Annotated in this window: 12 protein-coding genes; 5 read left to right on the top strand and 7 right to left on the bottom strand. The window is 48.7% G+C overall.

The genetic code is table 11. The annotated features are described in order from the left end of the window. Positions 1 to 240: 240 nt before the first annotated feature. The 5 genes from HMPREF3192_RS00825 to HMPREF3192_RS00810 form a co-directional block, all read right to left on the bottom strand. A complete protein-coding gene (locus HMPREF3192_RS00825; protein WP_197414521.1) occupies positions 241 to 873 on the bottom strand; it encodes a hypothetical protein in 633 nt (210 codons plus the stop codon). Positions 874 to 964: 91 nt separating this feature from the next. After that, positions 965 to 1,111, bottom strand: a complete 147-nt coding sequence (locus tag HMPREF3192_RS06870; RefSeq protein WP_197414520.1) for a ketopantoate reductase family protein — start codon at positions 1,109 to 1,111, stop codon at positions 965 to 967. Positions 1,112 to 1,211: 100 nt separating this feature from the next. Then, positions 1,212 to 1,712, bottom strand: a complete 501-nt coding sequence (locus HMPREF3192_RS00820) for a hypothetical protein (protein ID WP_066304529.1) — start codon at positions 1,710 to 1,712, stop codon at positions 1,212 to 1,214. Positions 1,713 to 2,057: 345 nt separating this feature from the next. Next, positions 2,058 to 2,255 (bottom strand): helix-turn-helix domain-containing protein, encoded by a 198-nt coding sequence (locus HMPREF3192_RS00815; protein WP_066304527.1) that lies wholly within the window; start codon positions 2,253 to 2,255, stop codon positions 2,058 to 2,060. Between the two features lie 334 nt (positions 2,256 to 2,589). Continuing rightward, entirely contained in the window at positions 2,590 to 4,023 is a 1,434-nt protein-coding gene (locus HMPREF3192_RS00810) for a class I SAM-dependent RNA methyltransferase (protein WP_066304525.1), read from the bottom strand. Between the two features lie 833 nt (positions 4,024 to 4,856). On the opposite strand from HMPREF3192_RS00810, the gene HMPREF3192_RS00805 reads away from it, so the two are divergent. From HMPREF3192_RS00805 to HMPREF3192_RS00795, 3 genes are all read left to right on the top strand, one after another. Continuing rightward, positions 4,857 to 6,107, top strand: coding sequence for an arginine deiminase (locus tag HMPREF3192_RS00805; RefSeq protein WP_066304523.1), 1,251 nt, complete (start codon positions 4,857 to 4,859; stop codon positions 6,105 to 6,107). 201 nt (positions 6,108 to 6,308) lie between these two features. Further along, the gene (gene argF, locus HMPREF3192_RS00800) at positions 6,309 to 7,304 is read left to right on the top strand and encodes an ornithine carbamoyltransferase (RefSeq protein ID WP_066304521.1); all 996 of its coding nucleotides are present in this window, start codon (positions 6,309 to 6,311) and stop codon (positions 7,302 to 7,304) included. A gap of 495 nt (positions 7,305 to 7,799) precedes the next feature. Further along, positions 7,800 to 9,377, top strand: a complete 1,578-nt coding sequence (locus HMPREF3192_RS00795; protein WP_066304519.1) for a YfcC family protein — start codon at positions 7,800 to 7,802, stop codon at positions 9,375 to 9,377. A 200-nt stretch (positions 9,378 to 9,577) separates the two neighbouring features. On the opposite strand, the gene trpS is transcribed toward HMPREF3192_RS00795, so the two are convergent. Further along, positions 9,578 to 10,630 (bottom strand): tryptophan--tRNA ligase, encoded by a 1,053-nt coding sequence (trpS, locus tag HMPREF3192_RS00790; protein WP_066304518.1) that lies wholly within the window; start codon positions 10,628 to 10,630, stop codon positions 9,578 to 9,580. A gap of 494 nt (positions 10,631 to 11,124) precedes the next feature. On the opposite strand from trpS, the gene nrdD reads away from it, so the two are divergent. Together nrdD and nrdG are read left to right on the top strand one after the other, a co-directional pair. Further along, positions 11,125 to 13,350, top strand: a complete 2,226-nt coding sequence (gene nrdD / locus HMPREF3192_RS00785; protein ID WP_066304516.1) for an anaerobic ribonucleoside-triphosphate reductase — start codon at positions 11,125 to 11,127, stop codon at positions 13,348 to 13,350. A 158-nt stretch (positions 13,351 to 13,508) separates the two neighbouring features. Further along, a complete protein-coding gene (gene nrdG, locus HMPREF3192_RS00780) occupies positions 13,509 to 14,057 on the top strand; it encodes an anaerobic ribonucleoside-triphosphate reductase activating protein (protein WP_066304514.1) in 549 nt (182 codons plus the stop codon). Between the two features lie 86 nt (positions 14,058 to 14,143). Here the strand turns inward: nrdG and HMPREF3192_RS06560 are convergent, their stop codons facing one another. Further along, complete coding sequence (locus HMPREF3192_RS06560) at positions 14,144 to 15,289, bottom strand: type II 3-dehydroquinate dehydratase (RefSeq protein WP_082715511.1); 1,146 nt, start codon at positions 15,287 to 15,289, stop codon at positions 14,144 to 14,146. Positions 15,290 to 15,594: the final 305 nt, after the last annotated feature.

Below are 15,594 nucleotides of genomic sequence, written 5' to 3'. Positions count from 1 at the left end.
TTTTCGGAACACCGCTGGAATCCCCTAATTTCAAGCTGTTTCTATTATGTTTACTCCTCAACCCGTGACAGGAGACAGACCGTCTCCACATGTATTAAGACTACTCTGATGATAACCCTACATCAAGAAATAGGTCTGCACGCTCGTTGCACGATGGAAGTTGGCAAAGGGAAGGATGCTTGAGAATAAACATCCAGTATGCTTTTAGAAAAGCATAAAAACCTACAAACACTTATCGGTTCATTCGTCATAAATACCTATATAGTTATAAAATTGCTCATGTAACCGCCTCATTTCATCCGGAACCTTTATTGAATGTCGGTACATAAACTTTTCACCAAAACGGCTTCGAAAAATAATCCCAAGAATAAACCCCATAATAGAGCATGGAAGAATTTGTAAAAACTTCATTTTTATCGGAACAAGTTTAATTCCTTTTGTTTTAACATTAAAAAGATTTCTTCTGATTTGCTTAGCTGTTTTATTCATTAATACACGATCGTTTCCGGCATGCTCAGGATCATCTGAATGATAATAAGCATCTGCAATCGGCACGACCATTGCAAGATGACAGATCTGCCATGAATGCATGTCTTTTACAACTTGGCATGGAATTCTTGCCGATCGGAACAAATCGAACAGTTCTTTCTCACGACCACCTGATATGCCGATTGTAGTTGGCTGAATAAAGCGAGGCGCAAGGGCTGCATCCAAAATATCTCCGTCAAAGCCGCCGCCGGCACCAGGGAAAGCAGGGAGGATACGTCCTTTTCCGCAAATCTTTTCCCATGTATCATACGTTTCTAAAGAATTTACCATAGTTACAATGACGGGACTTATATTAGCTTTCAGTTCCGCCAAAGCAATATGCAACTGATTTTCTCTTACCGCAAGCAATATAAAATCATAACTGTCTAACGGCAGCAGTCGAGATAAAACGGATACTTTGGCAGTCTGAATCTCATTATTTTTTTTTATACCTTAGCCCATACATCTGTAATTCTTTCAAACGATTTCCACGAGCATATACGGATACGTCTGCTCCCGCTTCGGAAATCAAAGCCGCATAAAGACTTCCTATCACTCCTGCACCATAAATCAATACTCTCATCTTTACGGTCCTTTTATGTTTCTTCCTAAATTTCGATGTATTTTACGTATCCAAACAAAAGCTCACTATCCATTTAGATAAATGACCCAAAAATTCATCTTTATAATATTCCAACAATCAAAGCCTGAACCGCCGCTACAAATGGTATAATTAAAAACGGAGTAACTACAAAATGTTCCATGATTGCCAAATGCCTCATCCAGTTACTGAATTCATAATCCGGATGTCCCTCTGTCCCCTGAATGACGATTTTATCCTTATATTTCCCCTGGAACAACAGACAATCCAACAAAAAGAAATCCCCTAAGTTTAATATGCTCCACTGAATATAGCCCATCCAAAAAAGATTCCAAAAACCTGAAATTCCAGCATGGAAAAAACTTGCTGCTGAATATATGAAACAAATCCCGCAAATTATAATTGTTAGAAAGAGATTTATGTTTTTCTCTTTTTTTGTCATCTGTTCCGGCGCAACTTTCTGAATTGCCTTTGGATAAGAATCAAAAAAGTATCTTGGATTAATAAGTACCAAGACTGCCACTGCACCGTTAAAGATTGCGGCTATTGCAATCCCGTCCAGAATCGCTCGTATATAATCCATAAAACTATCTCCTTAGCAAATTCTATTCTTTATCGCCATATACTATGCTTAAAACTTTGCTGCGACAGAAAAATCAAAGAGTTTTATTCGCATATAACCTTATAACCATAATGGAATAATTACCGTTAAAACGAATGCCAGAATAAGACTTATTCCGCAAAATACAACAAGCTTCATCACCTGGCTTTTGGCATTAAATCCAATGTCTGGCAAAACGGATGCTTTGTTAGTCCAGGACCGACGGCCTTGTACATATATCTTGATGTTATCAACGAGTATGGCTTATATTTTGATGAATATAAGAATCGATTATCACCAAGAATAATTTCCGCAAATATTACCTTGTCATTCGATTGCACTTTTTCCACTGGCAATCCACTCCTTCAGTTCGGAGAGTTTGAACTTCCAGGCTTTCCCTATCTTCCTCCGAGGGATATCTTTGCCCTTGCGAATCCAGTCACGAATAGTGGCAGGCTGCACGCCAAGATACTCAGCCGCCTCTTTTGTACCGATCCATTTTTCTTCTTTTATTATTTCGCTCATTTAGGTTCTCCCCACTCACGAAAATGCGCACGCAATATTCCAAAAAAACATTATACCAGATATCTTATATTTTTCAACGGTTTGAGTATTTTTGTATCATTTTGCGTGGTGACTAAGATAATTGACGACGGTTCCATAGTCTCAATATCTCCAAAACCACCTATAACAACAGTTCTGTAGTCTCAATACGGCAAAAAGCACTTCCGTAGTTACAACCCTCTATTTTCCAGTAGTCAGAACTGTTGTCAAACGGTCTAAAAAAGGAATTTCGAACATTTGCCCAAACCGGGACAGTTCTTCGAAATCCCTTGATTTCAGGCCTTTTTTATACAGTTTAGTCCTTCACTCTTGACATCAAACAGACCGTCTCAACATGGAATGTCTGCGGGAATAAATCAACAGGCACAATGCGTTGTACCTTATAGATGCCCCTCTCTTCAAAGCGAGCCAAATCACGGGCCAGTGTCGCTGGATCACATGACACATAGGTAATGCTTCGAGCGGGCTGTTCGCACAGCTGATCGATGACGTTTGGCGCCAGGCCCGAGCGTGGGGGATCGACCACGATGATATTTGCTCGCGTATCGGGAAACTCGCGTCCCGCATCGCCGCCCGTGATCTGCACATTGTGCAAGCCACATGCATCAAGATTTCGGCGTAGGTCCCGAACCGACGATCCGTAGCTTTCGACGGCATATACCTGCTTGCAGCGACGGGCGAGCGGCAAGGTAAACGTGCCCGCGCCACTATACAGATCCATGGCGATATCGTTGCTCGCGGGCTGCAAGAACTCCATGACCAGCTCGACGAGTTTCTCTGCACCCTTGGTATTCACCTGGAAAAATGAAGGTGCCGAGAAGGTCATGCGTGTGCCGTTTGTGGTGACGCTTGAGCCTGCGTGCGCATTCAAATTTGCATTTACGTCTGCCTGCGGTGTCGCGGGCATGTTATACAACAGTTGCTCGCTCCAAGAGCCCTTGCCAAAAAGGCGCTCGACACCAACTGTTTTTCTCGCCTTTTGTGGACCTTTGATAAGCACGCGCACAATGCTTGTAAGCTTGGCCTGCTCCTGTATTGCGTCATTTAAAACGCGTGCCACCTGCGAGCGCGGAAACGCTTCAGGTTCGCACCATAGCGCCAGCTCGAGATCCTTGGTGCGTTTTGATGCGCGTATGCCAACTCGCAGCAACGACAAATCACGCGAGTTTGACAGATAGCCTAGGGCACCAGCAACGGCTTTTGGCAGACTCGCAAGAGGCGAGGGGAGAAGCTCAGTGCGCTTTAAGGCCATGAGCTGGTTTGTAGCACTATTGCGAACGCCGATCTGGACGCGGCCACAGGTCTTCTCGGCAGTAAGTTCGAGTTTATTGCGATAGTGCCATGAATCCGATGCCTGCTGGCATGGTGCCACGAGCGTTTCTATCCGCGATGGATCGAAGTGCGCAATACGCATGAGGGCATTGGTAACGTGCCCTTGTTTGGCGATGAGCTGGTAGGCATAGTCAACGTTTGCCCAAGGGCATCCGCTAAGAAGTTCAACTTCGGAGCACGCGGGCTTTATATGATGTGGCCCTCGCTCGACGATGTTGACGACCTGAGCATTGCTATAGCTTTTATGCTGCGACGTGATTTGCGCCTCGACGGTATCGCCCGCAACACCACCCAGTACAAACACAGTTTTGCCGTCCCTGTCATGCGCAAGCGCACTTGGGCCATAGGTCATGCGTTCGAGCGTAAGTGTGGTGTTTTGTGCTGTGCTTTGTGCCATGCGAGATCATCCTTTTAAAGTGTTGTGGCGCACGCTTTGCGTGCTTTAAAAATATACCATCATTCTCAGCGCTCATGTGCACCAGCGCCCAGCGCTGGGCAGTTGATAAGCGGCCGCTCTTCTCGGCTGTTAGACGACCATTAACCTACGAACAGCCGATTATCGATACTTTGTGACCGATTATTGAAAACTGTGCCTCAGTATGCACTGCAAATTTATTCATTTTTTGGGGCATATCGCAAAAAAATATACTTGCATATCGATACAAACCACAAATAAAAAGCGCCTTAATCCTTATAAATTTTATAAAACATGCTGGTCAGGTGCTTTTTATAGTCAGCGTGCACCCGTCAAGTCTTAAAGCATAAAAACGGGTATAAAACCATCCGTATGTAGTGAATAAAAATATCGATTTTACTGAATATTATGCCATATTACCGAAATGTTAACTATTTGTACAAATGATGAATTTCTCGAAACGTTTATTTTATAAAAATTCGAGTTTCAACGAAAAATACCAGTTAATTACCATAGTTTATGGGGGATATATGAATCATTTATGCAGACGCAAGTATTTCAAGGCCGTTAACGGGCGGATACATGCCGTTCAAATTTTTTGTTTGATTTATTGGATAATGCGGGTATATTGATAGATGTAAATCCACGGTACGGACAAGACGTTTGTTTCCGTGTTTTAAGTAAGGCATGCCGTACATGGCTGTGCAACCAGCGCGCCGCCGCAAGGCGACATAGCGCCACAAGCCGCACAAGCCCGTACACGCGTGCTAGTCCAGAGAGCGTCGCATAATGCGGCATTGAAAGGAGGAGGGACAATGGCTAACGGACTCTACGTCCACAGCGAGATTGGTCCTCTGAAGCAAGTCTTGCTTCACCGTCCTGGTGAGGAACTTCTCAATCTTCCCCCCGATGAGCTTGGTCGTTTGTTGTTTGACGATGTACCTTTCCTAGAGGTTGCTCAGCAAGAGCATGACAAATTTGCAGAAATTCTTCGCGGTGAGGGCGCCGAGGTTCTTTACCTCGAGAAGCTTGTTGCTGAGGCTCTTGATGCAGCTGGTTCTCGTGAGGAGTTCACCAACCAGTGGCTCGACGAGTCTGGCCTTCGTGGCACCACTGCTCGTGCAGCAGTTAAGGAGTTCATGGACTCCATTACCGATACTCAGGCATTTGTAGAGAAGACCATTGCTGGTATTCGTAAGAACGAGCTTGAGCTTCCTACCAACTCTTCTTCTCTTCTGGATGACATGGTTGGACACGATGTCGATGGTGAGTCTGATCTTCTGATCGACCCAATGCCCAACACCTACTTCACGCGTGACCCCTTCGCAATTGTTGGTAAGGGTGTAAACCTTAACCGCATGTACTCGGTCACCCGTAACCGCGAGACCCTGTACGGTAAGTACTTGTTCCGCGATCACCCAGGCTTCAACGACGCACCTTTGTGGTACCGTCGTGACTCCGCATATCACACCGAGGGTGGCGACGTTCTGAACATCAACGCTCACACTTTGGCTATTGGTATTTCTCAGCGCACCCAGGCCGCAGCTATCGATGCTTTGGCTCAGAACATGTTCTGGGAGAAGGGCGACGTTTGCGAGATTGACACCATCTATGCATTCGACATTCCTTCCACCCGTGCATTCATGCACCTCGACACTGTCTTCACGCAGATCGATGTTGACAAGTTCACCATCCACCCAGGCATTATGGGTACCCTGCGCGTCTTCAAGCTCACCAAGGGTGCTTCCCAGGGCGAGGTCAAGATCGAAGAAATGAATGACACGCTCGAGCACGTTCTTTCTAAGGCTCTTGGCCTTGACGCCGTCAAGCTCATTCCTTGCGGTGGCGGCGATCCTGTTGCTGCTGCTCGTGAGCAGTGGAACGATGGCTCCAACACCCTGTGTGTTGCTCCTGGTAAGATTTGCGTATATCAGCGCAACTCCGTTACCAACGATGTTCTTTACAAAGAGGGCCTCGATCTTTTGGTATGTCCTTCCGCTGAGCTCTCCCGCGGTCGTGGTGGCCCACGCTGCATGAGCATGCCTTTCGTACGTGAGGACATCTAATTTTAGGCTTGTAAGTCTGTGATCCGGGGGTGGTAATCCATCCCCGGATTACCCTTGATGTGTGCATGCAATCTCGCGAATCTTCTCTTGAAATTTGCATAATTTTGATGATTGCATGCATATTTTATTTTCAATAACTCTTGTTTTTATTTGTGCTTTAATCAAAACATCCGTTGTAGTTTTCTATTGAAAGGAACGTTCATGGGAGTAAGCCTTTCTGGTCGTAGCTTCTTGAAGCTTCTCGATTTCTCTACCGATGAGATTAACTACTTGCTTGACCTTTCTGCAGAGTTCAAGCGCATGAAGATGACTGGTGTTCCTCACCGTTATCTCGAGGGCAAGAATATTGCTCTTATTTTTGAGAAGACTTCAACCCGCACTCGTTGCGCTTTTGAAGTTGGCGCTTATGATCTTGGTATGGGCGTAACCTATCTTGAGCCAACTGGTTCACAGATGGGTCACAAGGAGTCCGTTGAGGACACCGCTCGTGTTCTTGGCCGCATGTATGATGGTATTGAGTACCGCGGTTTTGATCAGGAAGTTGTCGAAGAGCTTGCCGAGAAGGCCGGTGTTCCTGTATGGAACGGCTTGACCGATGCTTTCCACCCAACGCAGATGCTCGCTGACATCTTGACCGTGAAGGAGAACTTCAACAACGACATCAAGGGCAAGCAGCTCACCTTCATGGGCGACGCTCGTAACAACGTAGCTAACTCCTTGATGGTTGTTTGCTCGAAGCTTGGCGTTAACTTTGTTGCTTGCGGTCCTGAAGAGTACATGCCTGAGGAGTCTTTGGTCAACACCTGCCGCGCTCTTGCTAAAGAGAATGGTTCTACCATTACCCTTACCTCCGATGTTCACGAGGGCGTTAAGGATGCAGACGTCATCTACACCGACATTTGGGTATCCATGGGTGAGCCCGATGAGCTTTACAAGAAGCGCATTCCTCTGATGGAGCCCTACCGCGTAACCACCGAGGTTATGGCTCAGGCTCATGACGATGCAATCTTCCTGCACTGCCTGCCTTCCTTCCACGACACCAACACCAAAAAGGGTGCTGAGGTTGCCGAGAAGTTCGGCGTCACCGAGATGGAAGTTGAGGACAAGGTATTCGAGTCCTCCGCATCGAAGGTCTTTGAAGAGGCCGAGAACCGTATGCACACCATTAAGGCTGTTATGTACGCAACCCTTAAATAAGGTATGTCTGCGTTAGCTTTTGCACCGCAAGTCCGCTAAGGACTTTGTAAAGAGAAGTCTCCTCGCGCGAGCGGGGAGACTTTTTTGCCGCTCACACAAAACTTTTTGTGAAAACCTATATGTAATAAAAAGTCAAGTACTTTTCTCTAAACGGAGTTTAAGACTTATACAATAAAAACCAGAAAAAGTCTCTTTTATGCAAAATTTATACCATAAACAAAGATATTTCTAATTTTTTTGCAAATACTAAAAGATGTGTAAAAAGGAGAACGCAAGTCAGTCACTACCAAAATGACCTGTTACTTTTTACGGAACTCAAAATGTAAAGCCACAATTTGGTAAAAAAGTAACGTTCACCGACTATTGGATAATAATTAAAAATTTTTAGTGCATTTTGTCACCAAATCTGCAAAACTTGTATATGTCAGTGATGGGCATCCATGAGGTGCCCTGTCGTTCGTTGTTGCTTATGTTTCTCATGAAAGGAGAACGGTCATGACAGACCAGGCACAGCCTAAGAAGAAGAGACAGATGCTCTCGTCTTTCTCTATTATCTTCATTATTCTTGCTGCAGTATGTCTTATTACTATTGCAGTTGCGCAGACCACCAAAGATGTTACGGGCGCAACCCTTGGTGACTTCTTGATGGCTCCCGCAAAGGGCTTCGCAGACGCTATGGACGTTTGCTTGTTCGTTATGGTTCTTGGTGGATTCCTTGGAGTTGTAAACAAGACCAATGCTCTTTCGGATGGCATTGCTGTTCTCGTTCGTAAAATGGGCGGTAACGAGCTTATGCTTATCCCCATCCTGATGGCCCTATTTGCCTTCGGTGGTTCTACCTATGGTATGTGCGAAGAGACCGTAGGTTTTTATGCACTTCTTTCTGCAACTATGATGGCTGCAGGATTTGACGCCCTCACTGGCGCCATGATTGTTCTTTTGGGTGCTGGTGTTGGTTGCCTCGGTTCTACCGTTAACCCCTTCGCAACGGGTGTAGCTTCTGCTGCTCTTACCTCTGCAAATATCGAAGTAGACCAGACCATCGTCTTGGGTCTTGGTATTGTTCTTGCTGTTGTTTCTTGGGCCATTTCGCTATTCTTCGTTATTCAGTATGCAAAGCGCGTTAAGGCTGATCCTTCTCGCACTCTTCTTTCTGCAACTGAGCTTGCTAACACTGAGGCTGCCTATGGCAATGCTTCTGAGGAAGCTACCAAAGACGTTAAGCTTACTGGTCGCCAGAAGGCTGTCCTTTCCGTCTTTGCTGCCGCCTTCATTATCATGGTTATCTCCTTCGTACCCTGGGAGAAACTGAATATTAAGACCTTTGTAAGCGATGCTGCATCTCACGAAGAGACCACCGAGATTACTGGTGAAGACATCATTAAGAAATATGATGATAAAGGCTTTGGTGCTCTTGATATTCCTCAGGATCTTCAGGGTAAGCTCACCGAAGAGGTTACCGATAATCCTGGTTGGTCTGCTTTCTTAACCGGCACTCCTATTGGTCAATGGTACTTCGCTGAGTCCACAACGTGGTTCTTGCTCTTGGCTATTATCATCGGTGTTATCGGTGGTCTTTCTGAGCGCGAGGTTGTTGACGAGTTCATGGCTGGTTCTGGCGATATGATGAGCGTTGTCATGGTCATCGCGCTATCCCGTGGTGTTTCCGTCGTTATGAGCTCCACTGGTCTTTCGGATTACGTTTTGAATGCTGCTGCTGCCGCCCTTGAGGGTACGTCTGGCATCGCCTTCTCCCTTGGTAGCTATGCACTCTACTTCGTCCTTTCCTTCCTGATTCCTTCCACCTCTGGTATGGCAACGGTTTCCATGCCCATTATGGGACCCTTGGCCGCAAAGCTTGGCTTCAACCCTGCAGTCATGATCATGATCTTCTCTGCAGCATCTGGTGCAGTCAACCTCATTACCCCAACCAGTGGTGCAATCATGGGTGGTTTGGCACTGTCCCGTGTTGAGTACTCTACCTGGGTGAAGTTCGCCATCAAGATCGTGGTAACCATTGCTGTCGCAAGTATGGTCATCCTTACCATTGCTATGATGACCCTTCATGCATAAGCAGTTAGCTCTGTAACACAGTAAACGCTGTTTAGCAGATAAAAGAAACCGCCTCACGTATGTGGGGCGGTTTTTTGTGGGTGCGCTTGTTTGGTTGGAACGTGCATCGGCCGAGAAGAGCGCATGGGTGAGAAGGGCATGTCCGCTTGTGAGTCGTCCAGACGCACGATGCGTCGGCCGAGAAGCCGTGCCTTCCGAAACTAGTACACCATACCCATAGCCTCGCGTACCTCATCGAGGGTTTGTGCTGCTACCTGGCGTGCACGCTTATTACCTTCGTGCAGGACTTCCTTAATATAGGCGAGGTCCTTCTCGTACTCGTGACGCTTTTCTCGTATGGGAGCAAAGTAGTCGTTGACGACTTCAGTGACATAGGCTTTGAGCTGACCAGAGCCACCCATGCCAATCTCGTCAGAAATTTCGCGAGGGTCACGTCCAGAGCAAATGCCTGCCGTGGTAAGCAATGCCGAAACACCAGGACGCCCTTCGGGATCGAAGCTAATCATGCGCTCAGAATCCGTTTTGGACTTTTTAATGAGCTTGGCTGTTTGCTCGGCGGTCATGCTCAGCGAAATCGCATTGCCATATGATTTGCTCATCTTGCGCCCATCAAGACCAGGCAGCAGGGGAGTGGAGGTCAAAAGTCCCGAAACCTCGGGGAAGACCTGTCCGTAGCGCTCATTAAAGCGACGTGCAATTTTGCTCGTGATCTCGATGTGAGGAAGCTGATCGCGACCCACGGGTACCACGTTGCCCTTGCAGAACAAAATGTCGCAGGCTTGATGCACGGGGTAGGTGAGCAACAGCCCCGTTAAAGTATGACCAGAAGCAGCCTGTTCGGCTTTAACCGTCGGGTTTCTCTGCATTTCGGCCTCGGTGACCAGCGATAAAAACACGAGCATGAGCTGGTTTGCCTCGGGGATGGCGGAGTGCGTAAAGATCATCGTCTTTGCGGGATCAATGCCGCAGGCCAAATAATCGATGACCATGTTGTAGACATTGTCTTGAATTGTTTCGGTGGTGTCTCGGTCGGTGATGACCTGGTAGTCGGCGATGACGATATTGGTTTTGATTCCCGCATTTTGCAGAGCGACTCGCTGCGAGAGCGTGCCAAAATAGTGGCCGAGGTGCAAACGCCCTGTGGGACGATCACCGGTCAGCATGGTGTAGGCCTGTGTTTTACCAGCCGCAATATCGGCATGGATGGCGTCACTTCGCTTGCAGGCTACTTCATAACTACCCTCATTGGGCATGGCGTTCCTTTCGTCGTTTTTCATACCTTACTAGTGTAGCGTGTTGTGCCTCGCGCGTGTGACGCATGCTGATGTTGCGCGGGCGTTTTGCAAAGGTTTTGCACATGTTGTGAACGAATACTGCGCCCGCTTACGCCGCTGGGCCTTCTGTCGAGAAGACCTTGTGCGCCGCTACCCCACACTATGTAGGCCCTGCGCAATGTGATAAAAAAATAGCAAATTTTCTAGCTGCAAAAACAAGGTCTTCTCGACCAGCCGCACGCCCTTTAACACACAATATGTAGTGTTCCTTATAAAAAAATACACAACAATTTGTGTTTTCTCGCTTCCCTTAGGCTCCTCAATACGATAGGATAAGTATGTCGATGGGAGTACCAATCCCATCTGCGAGACAAACTTGCTATACGCTGCAGGTTCGTCATTTATGCTGTCGCGTCCACTAGGCGACCCACAACAAACCATATCGGGATATATCGGGAGAAAGTTTAACAGCCATGAAGATTATCAAACGCAACGGATCTGAAGTTGTCTTCGATATCAATAAAATTTCGAACGCTATTCGTGCGGCCAACAAGGAGGTTCCTTCGGATGCGCGCCTGACCGAGCGCCAGGTAATTTATGCGTCCGAAAACGTTCGCGATCGCTGCCAGGACGCGGGCCACACCGTCACCGTTGAAGAGATTCAGGACATGGTCGAGGACGAAATCATGGCGCTCGACTGCTTTGAAGTCGCCCGTAAATACATCATTTACCGCTATGTCCAAAGCCTCAAGCGTCAAAAGAACACGACTGACGATAAGATCCTCTCGCTGATCGAATGCAACAACGAGGACGTCAAGCAGGAAAACTCCAACAAGAATCCAACCGTCAACTCGGTGCAGCGCGATTACATGGCCGGCGAGATTTCAAAAGACTTGACCATGCGCATGCTTTTGCCCGAGGACATTGTGCAGGCGCACAATGAGGGTATTATCCACTTCCACGACGCCGACTATTACGCGCAGCACATGCACAACTGCGACTTGGTGAACCTCGACGACATGCTGCAAAATGGTACTGTCATTTCGGGCACGATGATCGAGAAGCCCCACAGTTTCTCGACCGCTTGCAACATTGCAACGCAGATCATCGCACAGGTGGCCTCAAGTCAGTACGGCGGCCAGTCCATCTCGTTGGCGCACCTCGCGCCCTTCGTGGATGTGTCTCGTAAGAAGATTCGCGCCCAGGTGATCGACGAGCTCAACAGCCTTGGCATTGAGCCAGATGCCTCCAAGCTCGATGCCATTGTCGAGAAGCGCCTGCGCGACGAGATTCGCCGTGGTGTACAAACGATTCAATACCAGGTCGTTACCCTGATGACCACCAATGGCCAGGCACCGTTTGTGACTGTCTTCATGTACCTCAACGAGGTTGACGATCCCCAAACCAAGAAGGACCTCGCACTCGTCATCGAAGAGACCCTGCGTCAGCGCCACGAAGGCGTCAAAAACGAGCAGGGCGTCTGGATCACTCCCGCATTCCCGAAGCTCATTTACGTGCTTGAGCCCGACAATATCGAGCCAGGCCAGCCCTTTTTCTACCTGACGCAACTTGCAGCAAAGTGCACCGCAAAGCGCCTAGTACCCGACTACATCTCCGAGAAGAAGATGAAGGAATATAAGCTTTCGACTGGAGAGAAGCCCGGCGAAGGTGACACCTTTACCTGCATGGGTTGCCGCTCATTCTTAACGCCCGACCGTTCGAGCGGCGGCTACAACAACATTGCTCGCGCCAAGAACTATGTTCCTGGCAAGCCCAAGTACTACGGTCGTTTTAACCAGGGCGTTGTGACGATCAACTTGCCTGACGTTGCCCTTTCCTCCGGCGGCGATGTCAAGCGTTTCTGGGAAATCTTTGATGAGCGCCTCGAGCTTTGCCACCGCGCACTGCGTTGCCGTCACGAGCGCTTGCTGGGCACCCTTTCAGATGCTGCTCCTATTTTGTGGCAGTACGGTGCCTTGGCGCGCCTCGACAAGGACGAGCCCATCGATAAACTCCTTTACGATGGCTACTCGACCATTTCTCTTGGTTATGCAGGTCTGTACGAAGCTACGCGCTTCATGACCGGTCATTCTCACACCGATCCAGAAGCAACGCCCTTTGCGATTGCCATTATGCAGCGCATGAACGACAAATGCGAAGAGTGGAAGGCTGCCGAGAATATCGACTACTCGCTGTACGGTACGCCCCTGGAGTCGACCACCTACAAGTTTGCTCGCTGCCTGCAGCGCCGCTTTGGTGTCATTCCACACATCACCGACCACGGCTACATCACTAACAGCTATCACGTGCATGTTGCCGAGAAGATCGACGCCTTTAAGAAGCTCGAGTTCGAAAGCCAGTTCCAGCGCCTTTCGCCTGGCGGAGCTATCTCCTACGTCGAGGTTCCCAATATGCAGGACAATCTACAGGCGGTCATTAGCGTGATGCGTTTCATTTATGATCACATCATGTATGCCGAGCTCAATACGAAGAGCGACTACTGCCAGAAGTGCTCCTATGATGGCGAGATCAAGATTGTCGAAGACGCCGATGGTAAGCTGGTATGGGAGTGCCCACGCTGCGCCAATCGCGATCAAAGCAAGCTTAATGTTGCGCGCCGAACCTGCGGCTACATTGGTACGCAGTTCTGGAACCAGGGTCGTACGGAAGAGATTAAAGACCGCGTTTTGCACCTGTAAACGCACGTTGACGCAACCTGAGTAAGTACTACGCTGTGCGGGCTACGCAAGTGGCCCGCCTTGGCATCTATATCCACCTGAGCGTCTGCGCGCCATCGAACTGCCTGCAGCACATCGCAGCCAGGTAGTACATGAATCTATATTGAAGGAATAAGCACGTGAATTACGGAACGATAAAATATGCTGACATCGCCAATGGGCCTGGTGTGCGTACCTGCTTATTCGTATCGGGCTGCCGTCGCGGCTGCAAAGGCTGCTTTAACTTTTTGGTTCAAAACTTTAACTTTGGTGAACCGTTTACCTCCAAAACCGCGCAAGATATTATCGACAGCCTTGCCCCCGACTACATTGCGGGCCTGACGGTGCTCGGCGGCGAGCCCATGGAGCCCGAAAATCAACACGGCCTAGTGGATCTGTTTGAGCGTGTTCGTCGCGCCTATCCGCATAAAAGCATTTGGTGCTACACAGGCGACACCTACGAAGAAATTAGCGAGGGCGGTTTTCACCACACCGACGTCACGGATCGCATTCTGGCCTGTCTTGACGTGCTGGTCGACGGCCCTTTCGAGAAAGATTTGTACGACATCACGCTGCGTTTTCGCGGGTCGTCCAATCAGCGTCTGATCGACATTCCTAAAACGCTCGCGCAAAACAAGGTTGTTCTGTGGCAGGACGAGAAGGTCTACGCAACGCACAAAATGGAATAACGCGACCCGCGCGCCGCACCTCACTTCGCATCTCTGCACACAAAGACCGCTGGCGCGTTGATCTTTTCGGCGAAGCAGGTATAGCTTTACGCTTGCAGTAAATGCTGTGCCATATCGTGAATGGCCTGAACGTAGCCATTAAGCCCCATGCCCATAATGGTTTTGAAGCACGCGCGACGAATATACGAAATCTGCCTAAAATCCTCGCGCTTATCGACCTCAGAAATATGCACTTCAATGCAGGGAATTTGCACGGCGTTCAGCGCATCGAGCAGCGCAATGGACGTGTGCGTATAGGCACCTGGATTGAAGATAATTCCATCGTAGAGCCCGCACGCATGCTGAATTTCGTCCACAAGCGCGCCCTCATGATTCGACTGATAGCAATTGCAGGCGCCAAAGCCAACAAGCCTAGCTTCGCACTGGCACAGGGAGATAAGATCGGCGTAAGTTTGTGCTCCATACAGTGTGGGTTCGCGAATGCCGAGCATATTAATGTTGGGGCCATTCAGAATAAGAATTTTTTTAATGCCGAGAAGCTCAGCGTTTGATGTTTTTTGGATCTCAGAAGTTGACGGGGCACCACCTGCGCCATTGTTTGCGGCAGTTGTTTGATCATCGGTCGACATGCGGCTGCTAGACGAGTTTGTGCTGGTCTCCGCAGCAGTGGCCGACTTTTTCTTTGAGCTCTGAAGAGTGTCGAGCACCGCCAGCAATGACGCGATGTCATCATCAAGCGTCGAAGGGCTGTCCTGGGTATTTGATGAGGTCTGCGCGCTTGGCTGTGAGCTTGCTGTGTGCGAACTCTGCGAAGTGTTTGCATTTGCGCTGGTAGATGCGCTGTTGTTAGTCACGTCACTGGCGCTGCGGCCAGCGCTCGCCCCAGCGGCGACCCCTCCGCTATATGCACCACGAGCGATCTGCACGCGAAGCGTTCCTGCGCTAAGAGGGTGCTCAGGAGGTTCCGTCTCGTTATTGCTCGATCCAACAAGGGCCGCAAAAGGTTCGTAGATCTTCTCGACAATGCCAGGACCAAATACAATCTCGAGGCCATGATTGCCTCGACGCACGATACCCAGCACGCTCTCGAGCATGTTGAGCTCGTTATCGTCGATGCGCGAAATGTCCGTGAGATTCAGGCGCAGGCGCGTCATGCACACGGTGCTCGTTCGGACGTTGTCCTTGCCACCGATGTGAGTAAGAATATGTGAAGCTATGTCTGCATATTTCATGGCGCTCTCCTGTGCTCATCACGTACCAATATCATGCTTTGTTTATGCCAACGTATGCTTTGCTTTTGCCAACGCACTGAGCGGCTCGTTGTGTGGCGATGTCATCGTGTGGCGGTAGGCACCGTAAAACTTAGTACAATCTGAATATCGAGTACCTATTATCGCATGAGATTGCGATACGCGCGCGCCTTGCGCCGAGAATATCTACCAAGTGACACGCACGGCGCCGTCAGTGGTTGTTGGAACACGCATCTATACAATACCTCCATGTTTTTGCATAAATATTCTGTTTGCTGTATGCATGC

The organism is Atopobium deltae (assembly GCF_001552785.1).
Classification (GTDB): domain Bacteria; phylum Actinomycetota; class Coriobacteriia; order Coriobacteriales; family Atopobiaceae; genus Atopobium; species Atopobium deltae.
Note: the sequence above shows the minus strand (reverse complement) of the source record. Positions and strands in the feature narration are given on the sequence as shown.

Bases quoted from the DNA above. Each gene is read 5' to 3' on its own strand.
- HMPREF3192_RS00805 (WP_066304523.1), top strand. From the start codon at position 4,857: ATGGCTAACGGACTCTACGTCCACAGCGAGATTGGTCCTCTGAAGCAA.
- HMPREF3192_RS06870 (WP_197414520.1), bottom strand. From the start codon at position 1,111: ATGAGAGTATTGATTTATGGTGCAGGAGTGATAGGAAGTCTTTATGCG.
- HMPREF3192_RS00815 (WP_066304527.1), bottom strand. From the start codon at position 2,255: ATGAGCGAAATAATAAAAGAAGAAAAATGGATCGGTACAAAAGAGGCG.
- HMPREF3192_RS00820 (WP_066304529.1), bottom strand. From the start codon at position 1,712: ATGGATTATATACGAGCGATTCTGGACGGGATTGCAATAGCCGCAATC.
- trpS (WP_066304518.1), bottom strand. From the start codon at position 10,630: ATGCCCAATGAGGGTAGTTATGAAGTAGCCTGCAAGCGAAGTGACGCC.
- HMPREF3192_RS00795 (WP_066304519.1), top strand. From the start codon at position 7,800: ATGACAGACCAGGCACAGCCTAAGAAGAAGAGACAGATGCTCTCGTCT.
- nrdD (WP_066304516.1), top strand. From the start codon at position 11,125: ATGAAGATTATCAAACGCAACGGATCTGAAGTTGTCTTCGATATCAAT.
- HMPREF3192_RS06560 (WP_082715511.1), bottom strand. From the start codon at position 15,289: ATGAAATATGCAGACATAGCTTCACATATTCTTACTCACATCGGTGGC.
- HMPREF3192_RS00810 (WP_066304525.1), bottom strand. From the start codon at position 4,023: ATGGCACAAAGCACAGCACAAAACACCACACTTACGCTCGAACGCATG.
- argF (WP_066304521.1), top strand. From the start codon at position 6,309: ATGGGAGTAAGCCTTTCTGGTCGTAGCTTCTTGAAGCTTCTCGATTTC.